The organism is Spirosoma sp. 209 (genome assembly GCF_002006735.1).
GTDB classification, from domain to species: Bacteria; Bacteroidota; Bacteroidia; order Cytophagales; family Spirosomataceae; genus Spirosoma; species Spirosoma sordidisoli.
Window position 1 is genome coordinate 84699 of sequence record NZ_MVEC01000025.1, and the last position, 19137, is coordinate 103835.

Here is a 19137-nt window from a genome sequence, read left to right on the forward strand (position 1 = left end):
ATTACGAAGAAACCCGTGATTTATAGACTTAAAAGTTGTTAAATGGCGCGCTTCGCTGCGTTACTTACGAATGTCAGCAAGCCGCAACCGCTCAACAACGGCTGGCGTCTGGCTGATGATATCAACAAGAGCAACCGAATTCAGATCCACCAATTGCTGGGCAGTAAGTCCATAGAGCGCGGCCAGTTGCTCCAGCCGGGGCAGGTCCAGCCGGGTAGTGCCGTTTTCCAGTCGGCTATAGGCCGACTGCGTGATACCGAGCTGATCGGCAACCGCTTCCTGAGAGAGACCACAGAACTCGCGCAGCTGCCGGATTCGGGTCATGTAGTTTGGCATAGATAGGCAATTTTAAGCTACGGACAGTTTAGACACCAAAGTTTCGATTAGGAGACTTACCAGTAAAGCTGTATTGCGTGAAATCACCTTTTTTATGCGTGAAATCAACCAAAAAAATAATTACTAATTCTATAGAAATGATAGCTAAAATTACGTTTACGTCTATTTGCGCAGATTTAATTGACACATTTTTATACATATAATTTCTATATTTTATAAAGACTAAATTCTCCAGAATCGATACCTATTTTGGTTTATGCGTAAAACGCATGACGATATGCACAATCTGCATGATTTATGCATTTTACGCATAGCTTCGTATAGATACCCCTATCAACTTTGCAACAACCAATCGCTACTTATTCGGCTGGCTCGAGACGGTTAGAAAAGTTGAAAGATTGGGAGACTTAAACTTTTAACGAGTATGCAGAATGTATTGATCTTTCCGGATTTGTGTGAGATGTCACAGTCTGAAATGTTGGTGATCAATGGTGGCCTGTGCAGTGGTCCCAAAATTCCTTGGGATAAGCTCAAAAAAGGTGCGCAAACTCTCTGGAATGAAGCCAAGAAAACTTGCGCTGTTAACTGTGCATTGTCGTGGTGCGAAGGTTTTGTAAAGGAAATGTTGAACTAACAAATTGAAACCCATGAGAACTTTAGATTTTGGAGTTACGGAACTGTGTCCGGAGGATGCGGTTGTAATGAATGGTGGTCAGTGCAACTGTGAATCAGGTGGAGTGGCTGCTGCCAAGGCTTTAAAAGTTTGGTGGGCAGAAGTGAAACAATCTTGGGGGCAATACTACGTCAACAAGCAGGCCGCTGGTGGCGGCATACCAGGTATGTAAATTATTATCCTGACCCAAACGATAAGTTGGGTCAGGATAATAATTTTAATAGCTAATGAAATCGTCAATTCTTGATTTCATCAAAATACACCTGAAAGTACTGACTGCTAGTTTGGCGATAAGCTTGTCATTCGCATTCGTTTCAGAGCTATTACATGAGGATAATGAAAATTTTGAAAGTTTAAGTGATATGATCATAATATGCTTAATATTAGCACCACTCATAGAGACTCTACTATGCCAGTATATTCCTATGATATTGTTAATCAAGCTTAAATTTAATACAAATATTCAAATTCTAGTTTCCTCTACAATATTTAGCGTGGGCCATTATTACAGTATTAGTTATATGATTTTCATGTTTATATTAGGGATACTATGGGCATGGTATACAAACTATTGTCGAAATAATTTTAATAATTGCTATTGGCCTGTAGTGTTCCTACATTTTAACTACAATCTGATAATAATCGTAGTGCAAAATATTAACCACATATGAAAATTATGAACTTCAATCACTCTCATACCTTTCTCCACACCCTAACCGTCCGTAGCCAGCTTATTTATACGTCGGTATTGAGACGCTGGCAGTCATGTTCGTTACCTATATAAAGCAATTACAATCAATTAAAATTACTTATCAACTTGCTTATATGTATTTTGTGGTTTTCACGTTTTCTGCTTGTCTAGCTAATAGTTATTGCTATATGTTATGTGCCGGTTGCAAAACCGTGGAATTCACATTTATGCACAATTTGCATAATTTATGCATTTTACGCATAGCTTCGTATAGATATCCGTATCAACTTTGCAACAACCAATCGCTACTTATTCGGCTGGCTCGAGACGGTTTGAAAAAGCTGGAGGATTGGGAGACTTAAACTTTTATAAAATGAACCTCCTAGTTCTGCAAAACTCTGATTTTTCTGAAATTGATTTACAATCCGCTTCAGATATTAATGGCGGAATGCCTGAATGGGTTAAAACCTTAGGGCGTAAATTCACCATAGGCTACATAGTAGAAGAGGTCGTTTCTCACTGGGACGAAATTGAGAAAGGTTTCGAAAAGGGGTATAAACAAGGGCATCAACGGTAAATCTATTGAATACAATGAAACAATTTGAAAACTTTGAAGAGTTGTCGACCGCAGAACTTGTCTATGTAAGTGGTGGCGATTCGTTTTGGTCAAGAGCAGGTCAGGCTATTGGCTTTGTTGTAGGCAGGATACATCTGAATGTTCAAGAAGAATACGCTAAATATTCAAAAGATCCTGAACTGTACATGGCTACTCACAGTAAATAAGAACATAGCTATGCAAGGAACATGTCGCATTTCTTGTATAGCTGTTCGTAACGGTCATTATCAATTTTTATCAACATCTACACAACCATATGCAAAACATTACACTCTTACCAAAGTGGCTCTTTTCACTTCTATTCAAAATGAATAGAGCCACTTTGATAATTTTAACTACTATACTCACCAATTGCATATCATTCATATTTTCTCTTATCATTGCACCAATCTTCAATGATACCGCAACCGGGTATCAAACCGGCGATTCTATAAAATTAATTATTATCGTAATTATAATTACACCTATTGCTGAAACTATTTTATTCTTTTCTTTGATTAGAGTTATCTTGCAAAAAATAGACAGTTCAGGCAAATACTTTATTATTTTATCCTCCATTCTGTTTGGAATTAGTCATAATTATAGTATCATTTATATAATCGACACCTTTATTACGGGTGCAATTTGGGCATATGTATATTTAATTTCAGAGAAAAGGCTAGAGAATCCTACAGTTAATTTAATTATTATACATATACTTTGCAACTGCATAATGACCTCCCTATCCTTGATATGATTAAGTACATCTAATCAAAATTCAAACATTGTTGATGCGTGAATTAGTCTGTAAAGACGTCTGCTCGCAGCAGTTGTCAAACTTTCTTAGAAGGTGAACCGACCAGATGTACACTTTACAGGCTTACTGACGAGTCAATAAGGCAGGCACAACGAATTTAGAAAACCTATCAGCAACAGTGACTCCAAACCTTATTTATAACAACCGACAGCTACTTATTCTACTGGCTCGAGACGGTTTAAAACGTGGAAAGGGTGGGAGACCTGTAACTTTTTATAAATATGACTACGGTACAATTAAACACTTGGAACGTTGCGGAGTTAGATCCAACTGCTGCAATCGAGACAGATGGATGTTTTGTGTGGTTTATAGTAGCTGGCGTAGCTTTATTAGCAGCAAGTTGTCAAAGTGGCTCTGGTAATAACCAAGCCGTTGGTTGGAGTAATACTCAACATGCCCGAGCAGATTGTAACCAGACAACAAGCCATGGCCATGTACATGGTCACCTGCACGTTGAAGCTAAAAAATAATATCATGGTGGCAAAATTATCTTCAGATGAGTATGCGAACTTTTCATTAGTAGAAATGACTCATTCTGAGCTAGTAGACACTGATGGAGGTCTGATATGGTTTGTTGTTGCTGGTGTAGCCCTTTTAGCAGCAGCTTGCCAGGGCGGTACTAATAACCAGCAGGTGGTTGGCCACCACAATACGACCATTGTTGCTCCTCCGGGCAATAGCACAATTGTTGCGAATGGAGATACAATTATCATTCGTAATCATCGGTAATACGATTGTTGTTGATATAGACTCATAGGGCAAGGCTGCATTATGACAGCCTTGCCCGCATAGAATAACAATTCTATTATGAAAGGTAAAATAGCCATTTGGCCCTCCTTATTGCTAATTGTAATGTTTCTCGATTTACTGTCTACCTATTACAGTGTCCCTGACTTAAAAAATGAGAGAAACTGGTTAGTGTCAAAATTGGGTTTCAACTGGTTAGCCTTCATAGTGACTTATCTTTTTACAGGAATCATTGAGATTATATTATACTATATTCATTTATGCAGCTACAAGTATAAATGGATTGAAATTATTTCTATAAAAAGCTATTTCTCTAATGTCATTAAAATCGCTATATTCAACAAAGTTATCTTAGGTAAGAATAAATTTTTAAATGGATTGATTAATTTATTCGGTTACTCAGTTATAAGGCTTTCGTTCCTATTAAAACTCATAGCCACTATTTCAAATATAATCGAAGGTTACGCGCAAAAACATTACATATTTGAGTACGGAGGAAATAATACATATTATGCGATTAGTAGGGGATCCTCTCTTAAGCAGTACCCAATCTTGGAAAATATAGCATTTAAATGGTTAGAAATGGAAGATTTAGTAGAAGAAGAATATGACATATATATACGTATTATCTTATCTCTATTAATTTTTATGTTTTTTATCCAATTTGAGATAAAAAGAATGACCAACAAAATAAAAATGCAACGAACCCTGCACTTGAACCATTAGGTGAGACATAATATATACCTCTTAGCAACCCATATGAAAAAGAGCAATCGAAACATTTTTTTGATTTTGATTTCTTTTATCACCGCTCACACTATATTTTCTAATTGGCATATAGTGAAAGCTTTTTTAGGAAAATTGTTCTCGTAGTGGCTATGAAATGATATGGACGCGATCACCAACCCAGCCTTACCAAATATTGCTAGCGCATTGACACTTCGGTATCGATGCTTATGCTAGCTGCACTTGCTACGTTACCCTTCATTGTTGTCGGTGTGTCGGTGCAGGTTAGTGGGCTGACAAAGTTTATGTCCCTGTCAATCTGTATCTAGTGAACAAAAACATTCAGATCCAACGCGATTATGATACACTATAAATGGCATAAACTAATGTTTTATCTGGCCGTAGTGTTAACCACTTTACATTCTGCCGAACTCATTTATTGGCTAGCTATTTCAGCAGAAAACAAAACAAAATTGGCCATCATTATAATGAAATTGATTACCTCCTTATGCTGCATTTATCTGTCCAATAAGTCAGAAAAGAACAGATAGAACATGGACGCGATCACCTACCTCCCTACTCTTACCGTTCGTAGCCAGCTCATCTACACGTCCGTGCTGGTAGCGATAGCGGTTGCCCTGGCTTCGCTGCCGTTCATTGTTGTCGACGTATCGGTGCAGGCCAGTGGACTGGTACGGCCCGTAGCCGAACGGAACGAGGTAAAACCGCTGGTGGCCGGGCGCGTGGCAGCTCTGCTGGTCCGAGAGAATCCACTAAAGGTCGGGGCTGTACTATTGCGGCTGCAACCCTCGACTCCGGTTCCGAACAGTTCGTACAACGCACCATTCAGCATCTTAGGCAATCTGGCAGAACAATTGTCATTATCGCCCATCGACTGAGTACCGTTCGGCAGGCCGATAAAATTATAGTGCTGGATCAGGGACAAATTGTCGAAGAAGGCAGTCATAGCGACTTACTTCAAAATGGGCAAACGTATCGGCATTACTGGCAGCAACAGACCGAGCTGGTATAAACGCTGGTTAGATTCTTCCCGCAGCCGCTACATTAACCTGCTGAATCATAAAACCCGTTCCGCCCTCACGGTTTCCCGTGCTGGCTGGCGCGGTAATGTTCCTGGAGCATGTCTTCGCCCCAGTCGTTTGTCAAATCGCGGACAACGGTATGGATGTGGTTGGCACTCGTCTGCGTGTTATCATACTCGATCAGGATAGTAGGCCCATGAATGCGATAGTACCAGCCTTTCCCCTCGCCCAGTTCAGGCGTCAGATCACCGGCCCACGCAAACCGCAGGCTGTCGAGTCCGGCTTTCTCGAGTTTATTCAGCTGCTGTTTGGCCAGGGTGATGCGGTAGTTGGCCAGGTAGGTTTGCAGCAGATCCATGAATAACTTTTGCTGATCGGCGGTCATATCGGCCAGCTTTAGCCCGTCCATCCGTTCCAGCGAGGCTTTTCGTTTGTTGCTCGTCACAATATCCGGGTAGGCCACGGCGGCCAGTACAGCCTCTTTCCGCTGGTCGGCCGATAAACTTTTGAGCAGCGCAAAGGCCCGCTCCGTTTCCAGCTTCAGAATTTGCCGGCCTTTCTGGGGTAGGTCCTTCACCCGTACATCGCCCATCCGTTTGTCGGCCATCTCAGGGTCGTACTGCAAAATGCCCGGATTGCTGCCGAAGAACGTTGGCGTCTGCGCCAGCACCCGCCCGGTGAGCGACATAAACTGAAGCGATAGGTGGTGCCCTTCCAGCCGCCAGCTCCATGGCTTATCGGTCGATGGGTCGCCGAAGATGCTGAACGAGTAGTTCTCGGGGTCGCGGTAGGTGTCGTTGGGCGGGCGGTTGTCGATAACCCGCAACACGTTTTCCATGTCGATGATCGACGTAGCTTTCTCGTAGCCCTGTTCGCTGAGCCCCGTTTTGAGCAGCGCCATGGCTAGTTTCCGCTGGTTAGTGGTCATCTGCTTCAGCGGTAGTCCCTTGCGTTCGCGTGGCACAAAATGCCAGTTGAACCGTTCTTCGTCATCGAAGGTAAACATAATATGCTTCCGCTGATCGGGCGACAAAGCGCTCAGGAACGCCTTTCCGGACTCGCGCATGTCGTCCAGCACGGCTTTCCGGGCAGCCACTGTCTGCGCCGACGCGCCCATGTATACAACGCTGTGCAAAAACAGCAGCCCCCCCGCGAGTAGTCGGAAACAGATCATACCGAATAGAGTTAATAACGTTACGCTAAAGTCCTGATACTAGTGGATTTACTTTCGGCAAATGGCTTTGTTAGGCTCCGGTCGGGAGGCTCCAGAATTTAACCGCTCAATCAATACAGATGTATCAAATCCGGCCTTTTTGCTAACAACCGCTCCCCTTTACCGGTTGTAGCTATATCTCCACTGTCACTCTGCACGTATGTCAACCCGGCCACCAAACAATAGCTCAGGACCACTTGATCATCTGGCACTTCGCTATCTGCGTCAGGCATTGGACACGGCACATCCTACCGATGAGCCTTATGTACTGAACCCGACTGAGAGCCGCGTCATCCGCCGAACCAAAGTTGTTACGCTCACCATGGCCGCTCTGCTCGGCATACTGGGCGTGTTGATGTTATACCTGCCCCAGTACAGCTGGCCCGACCTGTTTGTCAGCACACCCATCACCCTCTTTGGTACCACCTATGCCCTGCCGCTGGTTACGATGCTGTACGGTCTGCTGCTGGTCTATCTCGAAATCAACCTTCTGATCGCCATCAATTTACGGGGTGTAAAAAATATTATGCAGGTATGTCAGTTTCCAAAGGCCCACGATGCTCAGTACGAACGTCACCTGCGTGCACTGGCCGACGCGGCCCTGGAGAAAACGAATCGGGGCGTATTGCGTTTCGGCATAGACCCGTACCTGAACCTGCCCCGCTGGGGCCTGACCATGTTCTTTCTGGTCAATATGATTAGGGGGGCGCTGAGCAGCCTCGTACTGAAGTTTCTGCTACGCCGGGTAGCGGGGCGGTTTGCCCTGCGGCAGGTTACCGATCTGGCCGGCCTGCCAGTATATGCGTTCTGGAATGCGTGGGCTTCGTGGCAGGTATTGCATGAAGCGCAGGTACGGGTTATGGCTCCGCTGACAATCCGTGAATTTGTTAATGAGCTCTACGATGAGTGGGGCAACAATCCCCAGTTTAAACCACTCATTCTGGAAGCTCTTCAGTACGTAGCCATCCTGAAACGGCAGTATAATTACGCTCACTTCCTGCTAACCGAAACGCTGGTGCATCGGTTTGAGTTACAAACCAACGCCACGCTAACGGGCCATTTTGCCGAACAGGTAGCCAACGCGCCGGTTGAGGTACGCCGGAGTCTGGAACGCCTACTGGTGTTCGGCGTGCTGGTAGACGGCAAACTATCATGGTTCGAAAAACGTCGGCTACGGCAACTCCGCCGGAAAGGACTCCTCAGTAATTACCAGCCCGCAGACATCCAGCGGATCGGCAGCGAATACAATGCCGGCCGGGGCCTTTGGGTGTAAAGGCATAAAGCGTCTATACGAAAAAGGGGAAAGACCAGCTGGTCTTTCCCCTTTTTCGTATAGATCATCCGCCACTTACAGGCTTTTGCCCGCGTCGAATATGTCTTCCTGGTCAGGCATATGGGGGTTCACGAACACATCGGCCCCATTGATAGTACGGCGAGTGGGTTCGGCAGTCGGTAACTGCCGGTGATGCCGATACGCCTTATCCGATGAATAGTGGCAAACGAATGATTTGCGGGTCAGGGCTGTATTTCTAATTTCGTCGCCCCCGTGGGCCAGGGCGGCATGCCACAACAATACATCGCCTTTTTTTATCAGCAACGTTTTCCTCTTGAGACCAGCCTCCTGACATCTCTTGTCGAGGTAGTTGGCGAAATCGTTGGGATCGCGGGTCGACTGCCCGTTGAAGAAAATACCGTTGCCGAAATTGAATTTATTCAGCGTGTGCGAACCGGGGTAATAGAAAAGCGGGCCTGAGTCGATGTGAACATCTTCCAGAGCGACCCAGGCAGCGGCCAGATGGCTCGGAATTTCGGAAACAACATAGGCAAAATCCTGATGGGTTGCCTGCTGGCTACCGTATTTGAACAACAGACTTTGCATACCGATTACCTTGTCGTTAAATACCGCGCTCAGGAACGTTACGATGTTACGGTGCAGCATGATCTTCTTACCAATCACCGAGTTGTCGTGAAAATCCATGAACTTGATGTAAGGACCGTTCAGAACCTCTTTCGGCACGTCCCGGACGGGCTGAACCGGTTTCTGCGTGTAGGCGGGTAGATCGACCCGAACCAGCGTCTGGTGTTTCTGGTGCTGGTCAATCAGCTCCTCTACTTCGCGCCAGAGCTGTTCGACCCAGGCCGTCTGGATGGCCTGCTCCAGGATCACATAGCCATTGGCTTTCCAGAATCGCATCTTCTCGGCCAGGTCATATGGCAGGTCGGTAACGGGTTCGCGTTGCCGCAGAAAGCCATCGATATCGGCGTCTTTCTTGTCGATCCAGGGGAGGGTTGGGTAATCGAATTCAGTGACAGGTTTAACCGGCGGGCTTATTGTTTGCCGAACAACAGCCTTCAACTTACTGATCAGACTCATTAATACTAGTTGGATAAGTACGCGCTAAATATACCAGAAAAATTAGTTCTGATACTTAGTAGGGGGCACTAATCCAATCATTTCTATTGGTAGCCATAGGTAACCCATGCTTTTTCGACAACCTGGCGAACTGGGCATGTCAGGAAGGGGTAACGGCAACGCTGTTCCGGATAACCCGTACTTCGTTGATCCGTTTATCGTCGGCGGATACTATGTGGAAGTTGAACCCGGCATAGCTTGTCTCGTCGCCCGATTTCGGTAACCGGCTGAACAATTCGAGCAGCAATCCACCCAGTGATTCACTATCTCCCTGCACCGCTTCGAAGGTGGTAGCATCTACATTCAGCACACGGCATACGTCTGTAATAGGCACTTTTCCTTCAAATACAACCGTGCGCTCATCTTCGCGTCGATAGCCGGTAGGCGTGTCATCGTCGAATTCATCGTTGATATCACCAAATATCTCTTCGATGATGTCTTCCAGGGTTACAAGTCCGCGGGTGCCGCCGTACTCATCGACCACAATTGCCATATGTACCCGTCGCTTCTGAAAGTCCTGTAGCAGGTCGTCGACTTTTTTGTTTTCGGGAATGAAAAAGGCGGGCCGGAGCAGCGACTGCCAGCGGAACGAATCGTCCTGATGCAGATGGGGCAGCAGATCCTTGATGTACAGCACCCCTTCTATTTTATCCAGCGATTCGCTGAAAACCGGCACCCTTGAATAGCCCGATGCGTTGATCTGTTCCATCAGTTCAGCAAACGTCAGATCGTCGGCAACGGCCGAAATATCGGGTCTGGCCCGCATCACCTGCCGAGCATTCAGGTTGCTGAAGTTGACAATCCCTTTCAGAATTTCTTTTTCCTCGGTAGTGGCATCGGTGCCGGTCAGTTCAACGGCCTGGCTAAGCTCCTCGACCGAGAGTTTGTAGCCCCGGCGCTCAATGCGTTTGTCGACCTGGTTACTCAGGCTCACCAGCAGCGCTGAGAGCGGGCGAAACAAAACCAAACCGACCTGCGCCAGCGGAGCCGTCCGGCGGGCCACTGTCAGGTTGTTCTGGCTGGCGTATACTTTAGGAACAATTTCGCCGAAGAGTACGATGACCAGCGTAGTGAGCAGGGTCACCCCCGACAGAACGAGGCCCGATTCGTGCGAAGCCTGCGAGTAGATCCAGGTCAGGTAGGTGACGATAACGACGATAGCTATGTTCAGCAGGTTATTGAAAATAACCAGCGAAGCCAGTAACCGCTTGGGCCTGTCGAGCAGGCTCGCTATACGTTTCTCGTCGGGCTGTACACTATCCCGGCAGCGGGCCCGGTCATCAGGCGAAAGGGAGAAGAAAGCCGCTTCGGAGGCAGATACAAGGCCTGCCAGCGTCACCAGAAGTAGCAGCAGGGCCGCATAAGGGCCGTAAAAATCAAAATAGGTGCCCCAGCCTTCTGCGGCTGGGAGCACCTGTCGGGGAAGAGGATCGCTAAGGTCCATGTACGTCAAATCTCGTTCAACAATCGAGCGTGGCTAGAATGGAAGGTCATCATCACCACTGTTGCTCTCAAAAGGCATCGGGTCGGGCTCCCGACGGCGCTCTGGCGCAGCCGCCTGCTGACGGGCCGGGGCGGCCTGCTGACGGGTTGCGGCCGGTTGCGGAGCGGGGGCCGCCTGCTGACGGGCGGGGGCAGGTTGTGCCTGCGGAGCGGCAGCCGGAGCGTCATAACCCGTTCCTTCCTGACGATCATTCGGTCCGCTCAGGAACTGGAACGTCGTAGCCCGTACGTTCAGGGCAAACCGTTCTTTTCCTTCCCGATCGGTATAAGTCTCTGTGCGCAAACGGCCTTCAACATAAATCTGCTGCCCTTTGCGAACGTATTTTTCTATAGTTTTTGCCTGATCATTCCAGACCTCAACCCGGAACCACTCCGTCGATTCAACCTGCTCTCCGGTACGGGTCGTATATCGTTCATTGGTAGCAACGCTGAACTTAGCCACTACCGAACCGCCGTCCAAATAGCGCACGTCCGGGTCGCTGCCTACGTTGCCGATAATAATCACTTTGTTAAGACTTGCCATTGTTGTTCTAGTTGGTTACGTATAAAAATCCAGGGGTTTAAGAGAGATAAAGATACTGAAACAAACGTACTTATCCAAATTCACGGGCCAAATAGTTACTGATCAGAACGGGCTTCGGAAGCTCGTTTACCTGATCCATAGTGTACCAGTTCAGGCCTGTTGGCAGCTGCTCTAAAAGCCTGTCCGGCAAGTCGATCAGATGGAAAAATGCCCGAATTCGCTGGTGCGATAAAAGCTGCGACAGTTCAACAACATAGGCCGTCGATACTCCCTGCTGCACCAGTCCGCTCACCGGATCAGGCAACGCCAGATCGCGCAGCGTCGTAACAGGCTCGTCGGTTTCCTGAAGGTAGAAATCGAACAGATTTTGCCAGATGTCGCGGGCCGTACGTTCACGAAGGGCGAGCCGGCCGTTGTTTCTGAACACGAGATAGGAATAATATCGATCCCGCACAGGCGATTTTTTTGCCTTGACCGGCAGACGACTTTGCCGCCCGGTCTGGTAGGCCACGCAGTGCTGCTGCAGCGGACACAGCAAACAGTCGGGCGAGACGGGGGTACACTGGATAGCCCCGAACTCCATAACGGCCTGATTATAGGTAGCCGGATCGTTGGCCCGCTCGATCAGGCGGGCGGCCAGCGCGGCAAACGTCTTCTTAGCTGTTGTCGTGGTGATATCCTGATCGATCCCAAAAATCCGGGCCAGCACCCGGTATACGTTGCCATCGACCACCGCTACCCGCTCGCCAAACGCGAACGACGCGACAGCCGCAGCCGTATAGGCACCTATCCCCTTCATTTTCAGCAACTCCTGATAGGTATCGGGGAACTTACCGGCACAGTGTTCGGTTACGTAGCGGGCAGTCTGGTGCAAATTTCGGGCCCTTGAATAGTAGCCCAGCCCCTGCCATAGACGCAGTAAACTCTGCTCGTCGGCACGGGCCATATCGGCAACCGTTGGGTAGGCAGCAACGAAGCGTTCGTAGTAGGGTTTTCCCTGCGCCACGCGGGTTTGCTGAAGAATTACCTCCGACAGCCAGATGCGGTACGGGTCGCACGTATGGCGCCATGGCAGGTCCCGTTTATGGTGGTCGTACCACCCCTCCAGAACGGGCGCAAGTATCGTTTCGGTGACGTTAGCGTCTGATTGCCAATTCAAAATAAAAGCAGAAAATACAACGTTGGGTAAAGAAATGGGAAAGTCGGGGTTTTATAATTTACCAGAAACCCCTACCTTTGTGTCCCATTTTTGACACCCGAATTTTCAACAATACAGTAAACGTTAAAGTTTAAAAAGTCGTGACGAAAGCAGACGTAATTGCAGAGATCGCCGATAAGACCGGGATTGACAAAGCCGAGGTAACCAACACGCTGGAAACCTTCTTCTCGGTGGTTAAAGACTCATTGGCAGAGGGGGAGAACATCTACGTGAGAGGGTTCGGCAGTTTCATCAACAAAAAGAGAGCGAAGAAAGTAGCGCGGAATATTTCGAAGAATACCGCTATGGTGATCGACGAGCACTATATTCCCAGCTTCAAACCCGCCAAAATTTTTGTTGAGCAGGTAAAAACCAGCGATAAAGCCAAAGTTGCGGCTGAGTAACTGAAAACGCCCTGACGTTTCCGGGCGCCTGACGTTTGCGACGCATCATGTAGTCTTATGAATAAGTACGTATTGCTTGTTATCGTTTTGGCAGCGGCTCTGACAGCGGGCTTATATACCCGACCCAAAGTCGTTGTACGCAACACCGATAAGCAGTTAAGTGAACGAGCGTCGCAAACGTCTGGCAACCGGGCCTCTACTACTGACTCGCTCAACCAGGCGGCTTCGGTAGGTGCTCCTGATCCGAGCCAGCCCGACCGCTCGTCTATGCACAATGAGCCTTTGTCGGCAGCGGTTCAGCAACGTGTGGTTGCGTTACAGCAACAGTACGCATCGGCTGATGCCGCCAAACGGCTCACCATTGGCAAGCAGCTGATCGACGTATTCAGACAGGCCAATCGATTCGACAGTGCCGCCCACTACGCGGGCCAGCTGGCGATCGAACAGCCTACCGAACAGAATCTTCTGCAGGCGGGTGATCAGTATTTTGAAGCGTACACGTTTGCCGTTGATCAGCAGAAAACGGCAGCGCTGGGCCAGAAAACCCGTGATTTTTACCAGAAAGTACTGGCCAAAAATCCGAACCTGCTGGAGGCTAAGGCCAATATGGCGATGACGTATGTAAATACCGAAACGCCTATGCAGGGAATCATGCTGCTGCGGCAGGTGTTGCAGCAGGACCCTACGAACGAGCTGGCCCTGTTTAACCTGGGGTTGCTGTCGATGCGGTCAAATCAGTATGAGCGGGCCATTGAGCGGTTCCGGCAGATTCTGATCGTGAATCCCGCGAGTCGTAAAGCCCAGTTTTATCTGGGCATCAGTCTGGCCGAAGCCGGTCAGAAGGAAGAAGCCAGAAAGGTGCTGGCGCAGGTGAAACAGCAGGAGAAAGACCCGCAGATTCTGGCTGCCATTCGTGAATACGAAGAGCGGCTGTCACAATAACAGGTACTACAGGTACATTACCTGTCTGAACTCGTTTATCACTAGTTGGGTCTGCCGGTTGGCTGGCCGACATTTATTTTCAACCATTAAACACTGTATACAATGCCTTGCGGTAAGAAACGGAAGCGGCACAAGATTGCCACCCACAAGCGGAAAAAACGGCTCAGAAAAAATCGGCATAAAAAGAAATAGTTTACCGTTTTCAGTTCGCCGTTTTCAGTAGCCCGCTACCTCGTACGAGTAGCTGACCAAACCGCCAGTCTGCGGGAACGTCCCGTGAAAACCAACGATCTGGAAACTGGAAACTCATTTTATAGAAGCCTCGGCCGGCCTGCAAAGTCCGAACGTGGCTTCTTTCTTTTTACACAGCCATTTTAACCGTACATTCATCTTGTGAGTAATGAATTAGTTATCAGTTCGACTCAGAAAGGTGATCGGATCGCACTCTTGCAAAACAAGAGGTTGCTCGAGTATCACGAAGAAGAGTTAGACAGCAGCTTTACTGTTGGCGATCTTTATTTAGGAACAGTCAAGAAACTATCGTCGGGGCTCAACGCAGCCTTTGTGGATGTAGGCCACGAAAAAGATGGTTTCCTGCACTATCAGGACTTGGGGCCGAATATTAATTCGCTCAACAAGTTTGTCAAAGATGTTATCGCCAAGCGCGTCACCACTGGTCGGCTAAACGGCAGCAAGCTGGAGCCGGTTATCGAAAAAATTGGGAAGATCGATAAGGTACTGACGAAAAACGCTCCCATCCTGGTTCAGGTGGTTAAAGAACCCATCTCAACCAAAGGCCCACGCCTTTCCTGCGACATTTCAATAGCAGGCCGCTATCTGGTTCTGGTGCCGTTTTCAGACGGCGTAAACCTATCGAAAAAAATTACCGACCGTGCCGAACGGTCCAGGCTCCTGCGGCTGATGTCATCCCTGAAGCCCCAGAATTTCGGCGTTATCGTTCGTACAGTAGCTCAGGAAAAAGACGTAGAAGAACTTGACCGCGACCTGCAGAACTCACTGGCCAAGTGGGAACAGGCAGTCAAAACCCTGTCAGAAGCCAAGCCCCGCGATCGGGTGCTGGGTGAGATGAACCGGGCGTCGTCGATTCTGCGCGACATGCTCAACGAGTCCTTTGAAAGCATTACCGTCGATACGCGTGAATCGTACGACGAAATCCGGAATTACATCCACACGATTGCGCCCGACAAAGAAAAAATTGTTAAGCTCTACAACGGCAAAACAAAGGTATTTGAAGCGCTGGGGCTCGAGAAACAACTCAAATCCCTGTTTGGCCGATCGGTAAGCTTACCCGGTGGCGGTTACCTGATTATCGAGCATACCGAAGCGCTGCACGTCATCGACGTTAACAGCGGCAACAAGTCAAACTCAGAGGAAGATCAGGAGGCTACGGCTATCAGTGTTAACCGCGAGGCCGCCAAAGAAATTGCCCGGCAGCTCCGGCTGCGCGATATGGGCGGGATCATCGTTGTCGACTTTATCGACATGAAGAAAGCAGAGAATAAAAAGCTCCTGCAAGACATCATGCGCGACGAGATGAAACCCGACCGCTCCAAGTTTACCATTCTGCCCCTGACCAAATTTGGCCTGATGCAGATTACCCGACAGCGCGTTCGGCCCGAGATGAATATTGTTACCCGCGAGGTTTGTCCGACCTGCGGTGGCACCGGTACCATCCAGGCCAGTGTGCTGGTTACCGACGTAATCGAGAACAACCTCGACTATGTGCTGACTAAACAGAACGAGCGTGGTATTTCAATCTCGATGCACCCGTTTCTGTATTCATACTATACCAAAGGCGTTTATTCAAAACAGATGCAGTGGTATATGAAGTACAAAACTTGGGTAAAACTGGTTAAAGACAGCTCGCTGGGCATTGTTAATTTTAAATTCTTCAACAAATCAGGCGACGAGATAGACCTCGGCGGCATTGTCTGAACCAGCAGATAACGAGAAAGGCTTACCATCTGGTAAGCCTTTCTCGTATCGTTAATATTGTAATAGTTAGTAAAGCACTTCCATTTCGACGAGTTCGCCGAATACTTCCTGTCCAACTACTTCTTCTACTGACTCAACGCTATTCAGGTTGAGCAGCAGATCGCGCAGATCTTCCGTAATCTCATACGTCTGATACAGACGCCGGTCGAACAGGATGGGGGCCTGTTCCAGATCGCAAAGCGTATAGCGATCCGCATTGAAGGCCGGTTTTAACATCCGTCTCCGCATCAAATGAGGACGAAATTTCTCTGGCTCGAGGAAAGAGTGAACAAAATTCCACCCTTCCCATTGTTCCGGATATCGGTTCAGATACGGCCAGAAAGCGTCGTAAAGCTGTTGCATAGCCTCCCGACAGTACATTTCCCGGTCACTCTGCCGAATGGGGCGTATTGCACCCAGAAACTGCAACACGTTAGTCAAGTCATCCTGCCGGTAACTCACGACCGGTACGATTGGCACGCCAGCAGCATGCGATAGATACCCTACCCCTTTGCGGGTCAATAACCGTCGCTTGCCAAACCTGACTGACAGAAATTGATCTTCCTGGCCCGGCTCGGGAGCCGTCTCAGGACTTCCATCTACATAAACGATCAGTGATCGCCCGGCTTTCAACTCTCGCAGTACCGTTAAGCCGGCGGTCGGACTCCCCGCTTCGACTATCCGGAATGAATTGGTCAGTCCATGTTTCTGGCGCAGACCCTCAATGTGTTCAACCATACCATCGCCCTGGCTACGATTCATGTTGTTCCCCACCAGCAGCACACAGTCAACCCCTTGTCTGAACAGTACGCTGGTCAACAGCCTGTACGAGCCGAGGTGATAGGTGCAATAAATAGCTGGGGAACTGGCCGCAAACGACGCCGTACGCGTTCCGTTCAGTTTCACCAGGTCGCCAGCCGTCAGACACTGCTGATCGAAGGTGGCGAAGATCTGCTGCAACAGAAGCTGCCTGAAAAGGCTTTCGTGTTCGGTTCGGGGGATATGGGGCAGTACGTTCTCTACGTTCGCCGAAAAGGTCGTGAACCTCATCAGATAGCCCCTCTCCCGCTGCAAGTCGACCCGCTCAAAATGTTCACGACAGCGGGCCAACTCCTGCCTATATAATGTCCGTGGGGTTGGCATGGTTTGTGCGGCTTACAGCGAGAAAACTGGCTTGTTCTGTCCGTTCATCAGCATGACAGAATCACAGCAGATTGGGCTCTTTACGAATTTGAATACGTTGGCTGATTCGGACTTGGCAACTGATTTCGACAAAGATTTCAGAACACTGGCTGGTTTGATGGCAAATTGCTTTTTCATGGTGACTGTCAGTTTGATTGTTTTTTGGTTGTTTGTAAGCCGGCGTTTGTAGTGCCGTTTTGTTGATACAAAGCTACCAGGTGGCCCAGGGGCTGACAATCACGAAAAAGTCACAAAAGCATGTTGGAATTAGTTAATTATTACCAGTATCTTAGTCGAGATTTTGAATAAGGGGACAGCATGAAGGAGATCCGACTCACCCGCAGTTTTCTGAGCAAACCGATCAACAGCATTCTGATTTTGCTGGGTATCATTTTGCTCATTGAAGCGGTTTCATGGTCGATTGGCTACGCCATTAAACTTGACAAAGTAGAGAAAGCAGGCGGCTTTCTCAGCTATGTCGGGTTGGTGGTGCGGGTTTTGTTCCTGCCTGAGTTGGTTACGCTTATCATCACTATTGCACTCATTAACCGCTATCACAAGTGGATAAAGCTGGTTTCGGTCGAAAACGACTGGCAGGCTGTAGGGCTGTACGAGCTCAAATTTCTGCCTGTTCTGGGGATGGCATTCTGGATATTCAATCCTTTCACACAAACCGTCCGGTACATACTGGAACAGTTCCCCACTTATTCGCTATCAGATTATCTCACTTTTTACCTGGTAGGCACCTACAACTGGGCCACTTACTTTAAGTATTTATTCCCAGTCATACTAATCGGTTACATAGCCTTAAATATTTCGCTGCTGTCAGACTTTCTGAAACAGCGCCGGGAAGCCCAGGAAGCCGCCGAGGCCAAAGCCACCAAAGCCGCTCAGGAAGCGCTGGCCCTATCGGCCACGTTTGTACCTAAACCCACTCCTACCACGCCATCGCCTTATCTGACCCAGTTGAAAGGCAAAAATGGCGGTGGTGAGCTAACTTTTCCGATCAACGAAGTCTGCTTCTTTACGGTAGAAGACCGGAGTTATTACGCAGAGCTGACCAAAGGGCGATATCTGGTGAGCAAAACGCTGAATGAACTCGAAACTGAAGTCGACCCAAGTGTCTTTTTCCGAATAAAGCGAGACTATATCATCAACCGCCAGGCTGTTCAGCATTACTCATACTGGGAGAATGGCAAGTATATAGTACGGCTTAATACCCCCGATGCACACGAGATCATTGTTCCCCGGGCTCGTATGCAGGAATTCAGAGAATGGCTGCAAAACACCCAGTCATCGCAGACAGACACCGCTGCGGATTCGTTCGTTCTCACCTCCTGATCATTACAAATAGCTCTTGACAGCAATACCATAGCGCGGTAACTGCCTGCAGCTGCTCAATTCCAGCTTTTTGGCGATATGAGCCTTGTGGTTAATAGCTGTTCTGTAGCTTATGCCCAGTTGCTCGGCTATTTCGGTAGCCGTATGCCCGTTGGCAACCATCTTTAGTACCTCTCGCTCCCGATCGGTGAGCCGCTTGAGTTCATTGCGTGTACTGTCGGCCAGAATTTCAACCCCGAAATTCTTGAGCAACGCCATAAATCCCGTACTGTAATAACACCCTCCGCTACTTACCGTCTGGAAACAGCGGTGCAGTTCTTCGAGACCGTCACTGGCGTACAGAAACCCGAAAAAACCCAATTGCATCGCATTGGCAATCATCCGTAAATCCGGTTTACTGGCGTACAGTATGAACTTGGTTTGCTGGTTCGATTGCCGCATCTGATGAACAATATCGAAACTCTGCCGGCCTGATATCTCTGACTCCAGAATAACACACTGCGGACGCTTGACCCGAATCTGCTGTAGTGTATCTTCAACCTCTACCGCACGACCTACTACATTATATCCCTGCTCTTTGAGGAGCTGGCTTAATACCTCGCACGTGAACACTTCTGACTGAGCTACGAGTATTGAAAAATCCCGGCGTCGAATCGCAAAACTTTTGGCGGCTTCCTGGCCGTCGGTTGAGTAGTTCATAATATACTAGGTTGCATAGGTGCTGAAATCTAAAGCTCACCTGCCCGACAAGGCAAGGGTCGATGTCTGAAATCACCTATTTTCCGTCTGAAATCA

The 19137-nt window shown here is 48.2% G+C and carries 22 protein-coding genes; 14 read left to right on the plus strand and 8 right to left on the minus strand.

Going from position 1 to position 19137, the window contains the following annotated elements; genetic code table 11:
* Positions 1–60 precede the first annotated feature (60 nt).
* Positions 61–336, minus strand: a complete 276-nt coding sequence (locus B1C80_RS26840) for a helix-turn-helix domain-containing protein (RefSeq protein ID WP_077924286.1) — start codon at positions 334–336, stop codon at positions 61–63.
* A 424-nt stretch (positions 337–760) separates the two neighbouring features.
* Here B1C80_RS26840 and B1C80_RS26845 point away from each other — a divergent pair, with 424 nt between their 5' ends.
* The 9 genes from B1C80_RS26845 to B1C80_RS26885 all read left to right on the plus strand — a co-directional run bounded on the left by B1C80_RS26845 (position 761) and on the right by B1C80_RS26885 (position 5484).
* Positions 761–970 carry a hypothetical protein gene (locus tag B1C80_RS26845; protein WP_077924287.1) on the plus strand — a complete coding sequence of 70 codons (210 nt, stop codon included), beginning with the start codon at positions 761–763 and terminating at the stop codon, positions 968–970.
* 13 nt (positions 971–983) lie between these two features.
* Positions 984–1181 (plus strand): hypothetical protein, encoded by a 198-nt coding sequence (locus B1C80_RS26850; protein WP_077924288.1) that lies wholly within the window; start codon positions 984–986, stop codon positions 1179–1181.
* A 190-nt stretch (positions 1182–1371) separates the two neighbouring features.
* On the plus strand, positions 1372–1680 hold the full coding sequence (locus B1C80_RS29045) for a type II CAAX prenyl endopeptidase Rce1 family protein (RefSeq protein WP_369822751.1): 309 nt from the start codon (positions 1372–1374) through the stop codon (positions 1678–1680).
* A gap of 309 nt (positions 1681–1989) precedes the next feature.
* Entirely contained in the window at positions 1990–2277 is a 288-nt protein-coding gene (locus B1C80_RS26860) for a hypothetical protein (protein ID WP_139361753.1), read from the plus strand.
* Between the two features lie 14 nt (positions 2278–2291).
* A complete protein-coding gene (locus tag B1C80_RS26865) occupies positions 2292–2483 on the plus strand; it encodes a bacteriocin class II family protein (RefSeq protein ID WP_077924291.1) in 192 nt (63 codons plus the stop codon).
* Positions 2484–2623: 140 nt separating this feature from the next.
* Positions 2624–3052: a type II CAAX prenyl endopeptidase Rce1 family protein gene (locus B1C80_RS29050; protein ID WP_369822752.1), complete on the plus strand. Its 429-nt coding sequence runs from the start codon at positions 2624–2626 to the stop codon at positions 3050–3052.
* Between the two features lie 453 nt (positions 3053–3505).
* On the plus strand, positions 3506–3841 hold the full coding sequence (locus tag B1C80_RS26875; protein WP_077924293.1) for a hypothetical protein: 336 nt from the start codon (positions 3506–3508) through the stop codon (positions 3839–3841).
* A gap of 78 nt (positions 3842–3919) precedes the next feature.
* Entirely contained in the window at positions 3920–4585 is a 666-nt protein-coding gene (locus B1C80_RS26880) for a hypothetical protein (RefSeq protein WP_077924294.1), read from the plus strand.
* 554 nt (positions 4586–5139) lie between these two features.
* On the plus strand, positions 5140–5484 hold the full coding sequence (locus B1C80_RS26885) for a hypothetical protein (protein WP_077924295.1): 345 nt from the start codon (positions 5140–5142) through the stop codon (positions 5482–5484).
* A 199-nt stretch (positions 5485–5683) separates the two neighbouring features.
* Here B1C80_RS26885 and B1C80_RS26890 read toward each other — a convergent pair whose 3' ends face one another.
* Positions 5684–6802, minus strand: coding sequence for a DUF3500 domain-containing protein (locus tag B1C80_RS26890; protein ID WP_369822750.1), 1119 nt, complete (start codon positions 6800–6802; stop codon positions 5684–5686).
* A 199-nt stretch (positions 6803–7001) separates the two neighbouring features.
* Between B1C80_RS26890 and B1C80_RS26895 the strand changes: the two genes are divergently transcribed.
* Positions 7002–8114 carry a hypothetical protein gene (locus tag B1C80_RS26895; protein ID WP_077924296.1) on the plus strand — a complete coding sequence of 371 codons (1113 nt, stop codon included), beginning with the start codon at positions 7002–7004 and terminating at the stop codon, positions 8112–8114.
* A gap of 75 nt (positions 8115–8189) precedes the next feature.
* Here the strand turns inward: B1C80_RS26895 and B1C80_RS26900 are convergent, their stop codons facing one another.
* The 4 genes from B1C80_RS26900 to mutY all read right to left on the minus strand — a co-directional run bounded on the left by B1C80_RS26900 (position 8190) and on the right by mutY (position 12439).
* On the minus strand, positions 8190–9215 hold the full coding sequence (locus B1C80_RS26900) for a phytanoyl-CoA dioxygenase family protein (protein WP_077924297.1): 1026 nt from the start codon (positions 9213–9215) through the stop codon (positions 8190–8192).
* 139 nt (positions 9216–9354) lie between these two features.
* On the minus strand, positions 9355–10698 hold the full coding sequence (gene gldE / locus B1C80_RS26905; protein ID WP_077924298.1) for a gliding motility-associated protein GldE: 1344 nt from the start codon (positions 10696–10698) through the stop codon (positions 9355–9357).
* Positions 10699–10731: 33 nt separating this feature from the next.
* Positions 10732–11280, minus strand: a complete 549-nt coding sequence (locus tag B1C80_RS26910) for a single-stranded DNA-binding protein (protein ID WP_077924299.1) — start codon at positions 11278–11280, stop codon at positions 10732–10734.
* Between the two features lie 70 nt (positions 11281–11350).
* A complete protein-coding gene (mutY, locus tag B1C80_RS26915) occupies positions 11351–12439 on the minus strand; it encodes an A/G-specific adenine glycosylase (RefSeq protein WP_077924300.1) in 1089 nt (362 codons plus the stop codon).
* A 140-nt stretch (positions 12440–12579) separates the two neighbouring features.
* On the opposite strand from mutY, the gene B1C80_RS26920 reads away from it, so the two are divergent.
* The 3 genes from B1C80_RS26920 (at position 12580) to B1C80_RS26930 (ending at position 15780) form a co-directional block, all read left to right on the plus strand.
* Complete coding sequence (locus B1C80_RS26920; protein ID WP_077924301.1) at positions 12580–12882, plus strand: HU family DNA-binding protein; 303 nt, start codon at positions 12580–12582, stop codon at positions 12880–12882.
* Positions 12883–12939: 57 nt separating this feature from the next.
* Entirely contained in the window at positions 12940–13824 is an 885-nt protein-coding gene (locus tag B1C80_RS26925) for a tetratricopeptide repeat protein (protein ID WP_077924302.1), read from the plus strand.
* Positions 13825–14217: 393 nt separating this feature from the next.
* On the plus strand, positions 14218–15780 hold the full coding sequence (locus B1C80_RS26930; RefSeq protein ID WP_170315666.1) for an Rne/Rng family ribonuclease: 1563 nt from the start codon (positions 14218–14220) through the stop codon (positions 15778–15780).
* A 66-nt stretch (positions 15781–15846) separates the two neighbouring features.
* On the opposite strand, the gene B1C80_RS26935 is transcribed toward B1C80_RS26930, so the two are convergent.
* A complete protein-coding gene (locus B1C80_RS26935; protein ID WP_236648944.1) occupies positions 15847–16869 on the minus strand; it encodes a hypothetical protein in 1023 nt (340 codons plus the stop codon).
* A gap of 450 nt (positions 16870–17319) precedes the next feature.
* Between B1C80_RS26935 and B1C80_RS26940 the strand changes: the two genes are divergently transcribed.
* Complete coding sequence (locus B1C80_RS26940; protein ID WP_077924305.1) at positions 17320–18342, plus strand: LytTR family DNA-binding domain-containing protein; 1023 nt, start codon at positions 17320–17322, stop codon at positions 18340–18342.
* A 3-nt stretch (positions 18343–18345) separates the two neighbouring features.
* Here B1C80_RS26940 and B1C80_RS26945 read toward each other — a convergent pair whose 3' ends face one another.
* Positions 18346–19041, minus strand: a complete 696-nt coding sequence (locus B1C80_RS26945; RefSeq protein WP_077924306.1) for a response regulator transcription factor — start codon at positions 19039–19041, stop codon at positions 18346–18348.
* Positions 19042–19137: the final 96 nt, after the last annotated feature.

Excerpts from the sequence above, each read along its gene's own strand:
- B1C80_RS26845 (WP_077924287.1), top strand. The coding sequence starts at position 761 with ATGCAGAATGTATTGATCTTTCCGGATTTGTGTGAGATGTCACAGTCT.
- B1C80_RS26940 (WP_077924305.1), top strand. The coding sequence starts at position 17,320 with ATGAAGGAGATCCGACTCACCCGCAGTTTTCTGAGCAAACCGATCAAC.
- B1C80_RS26865 (WP_077924291.1), top strand. The coding sequence starts at position 2,292 with ATGAAACAATTTGAAAACTTTGAAGAGTTGTCGACCGCAGAACTTGTC.
- B1C80_RS26875 (WP_077924293.1), top strand. The coding sequence starts at position 3,506 with ATGCCCGAGCAGATTGTAACCAGACAACAAGCCATGGCCATGTACATG.
- B1C80_RS26895 (WP_077924296.1), top strand. The coding sequence starts at position 7,002 with ATGTCAACCCGGCCACCAAACAATAGCTCAGGACCACTTGATCATCTG.
- B1C80_RS26900 (WP_077924297.1), bottom strand. The coding sequence starts at position 9,215 with ATGAGTCTGATCAGTAAGTTGAAGGCTGTTGTTCGGCAAACAATAAGC.
- B1C80_RS26890 (WP_369822750.1), bottom strand. The coding sequence starts at position 6,802 with ATGATCTGTTTCCGACTACTCGCGGGGGGGCTGCTGTTTTTGCACAGC.
- B1C80_RS26935 (WP_236648944.1), bottom strand. The coding sequence starts at position 16,869 with ATGAGGTTCACGACCTTTTCGGCGAACGTAGAGAACGTACTGCCCCAT.
- B1C80_RS26910 (WP_077924299.1), bottom strand. The coding sequence starts at position 11,280 with ATGGCAAGTCTTAACAAAGTGATTATTATCGGCAACGTAGGCAGCGAC.
- B1C80_RS26850 (WP_077924288.1), top strand. The coding sequence starts at position 984 with ATGAGAACTTTAGATTTTGGAGTTACGGAACTGTGTCCGGAGGATGCG.
- B1C80_RS26880 (WP_077924294.1), top strand. The coding sequence starts at position 3,920 with ATGAAAGGTAAAATAGCCATTTGGCCCTCCTTATTGCTAATTGTAATG.
- B1C80_RS26925 (WP_077924302.1), top strand. The coding sequence starts at position 12,940 with ATGAATAAGTACGTATTGCTTGTTATCGTTTTGGCAGCGGCTCTGACA.
- B1C80_RS26945 (WP_077924306.1), bottom strand. The coding sequence starts at position 19,041 with ATGAACTACTCAACCGACGGCCAGGAAGCCGCCAAAAGTTTTGCGATT.
- B1C80_RS29050 (WP_369822752.1), top strand. The coding sequence starts at position 2,624 with ATGAATAGAGCCACTTTGATAATTTTAACTACTATACTCACCAATTGC.
- gldE (WP_077924298.1), bottom strand. The coding sequence starts at position 10,698 with ATGGACCTTAGCGATCCTCTTCCCCGACAGGTGCTCCCAGCCGCAGAA.
- B1C80_RS26840 (WP_077924286.1), bottom strand. The coding sequence starts at position 336 with ATGCCAAACTACATGACCCGAATCCGGCAGCTGCGCGAGTTCTGTGGT.
- B1C80_RS26885 (WP_077924295.1), top strand. The coding sequence starts at position 5,140 with ATGGACGCGATCACCTACCTCCCTACTCTTACCGTTCGTAGCCAGCTC.
- B1C80_RS29045 (WP_369822751.1), top strand. The coding sequence starts at position 1,372 with ATGATCATAATATGCTTAATATTAGCACCACTCATAGAGACTCTACTA.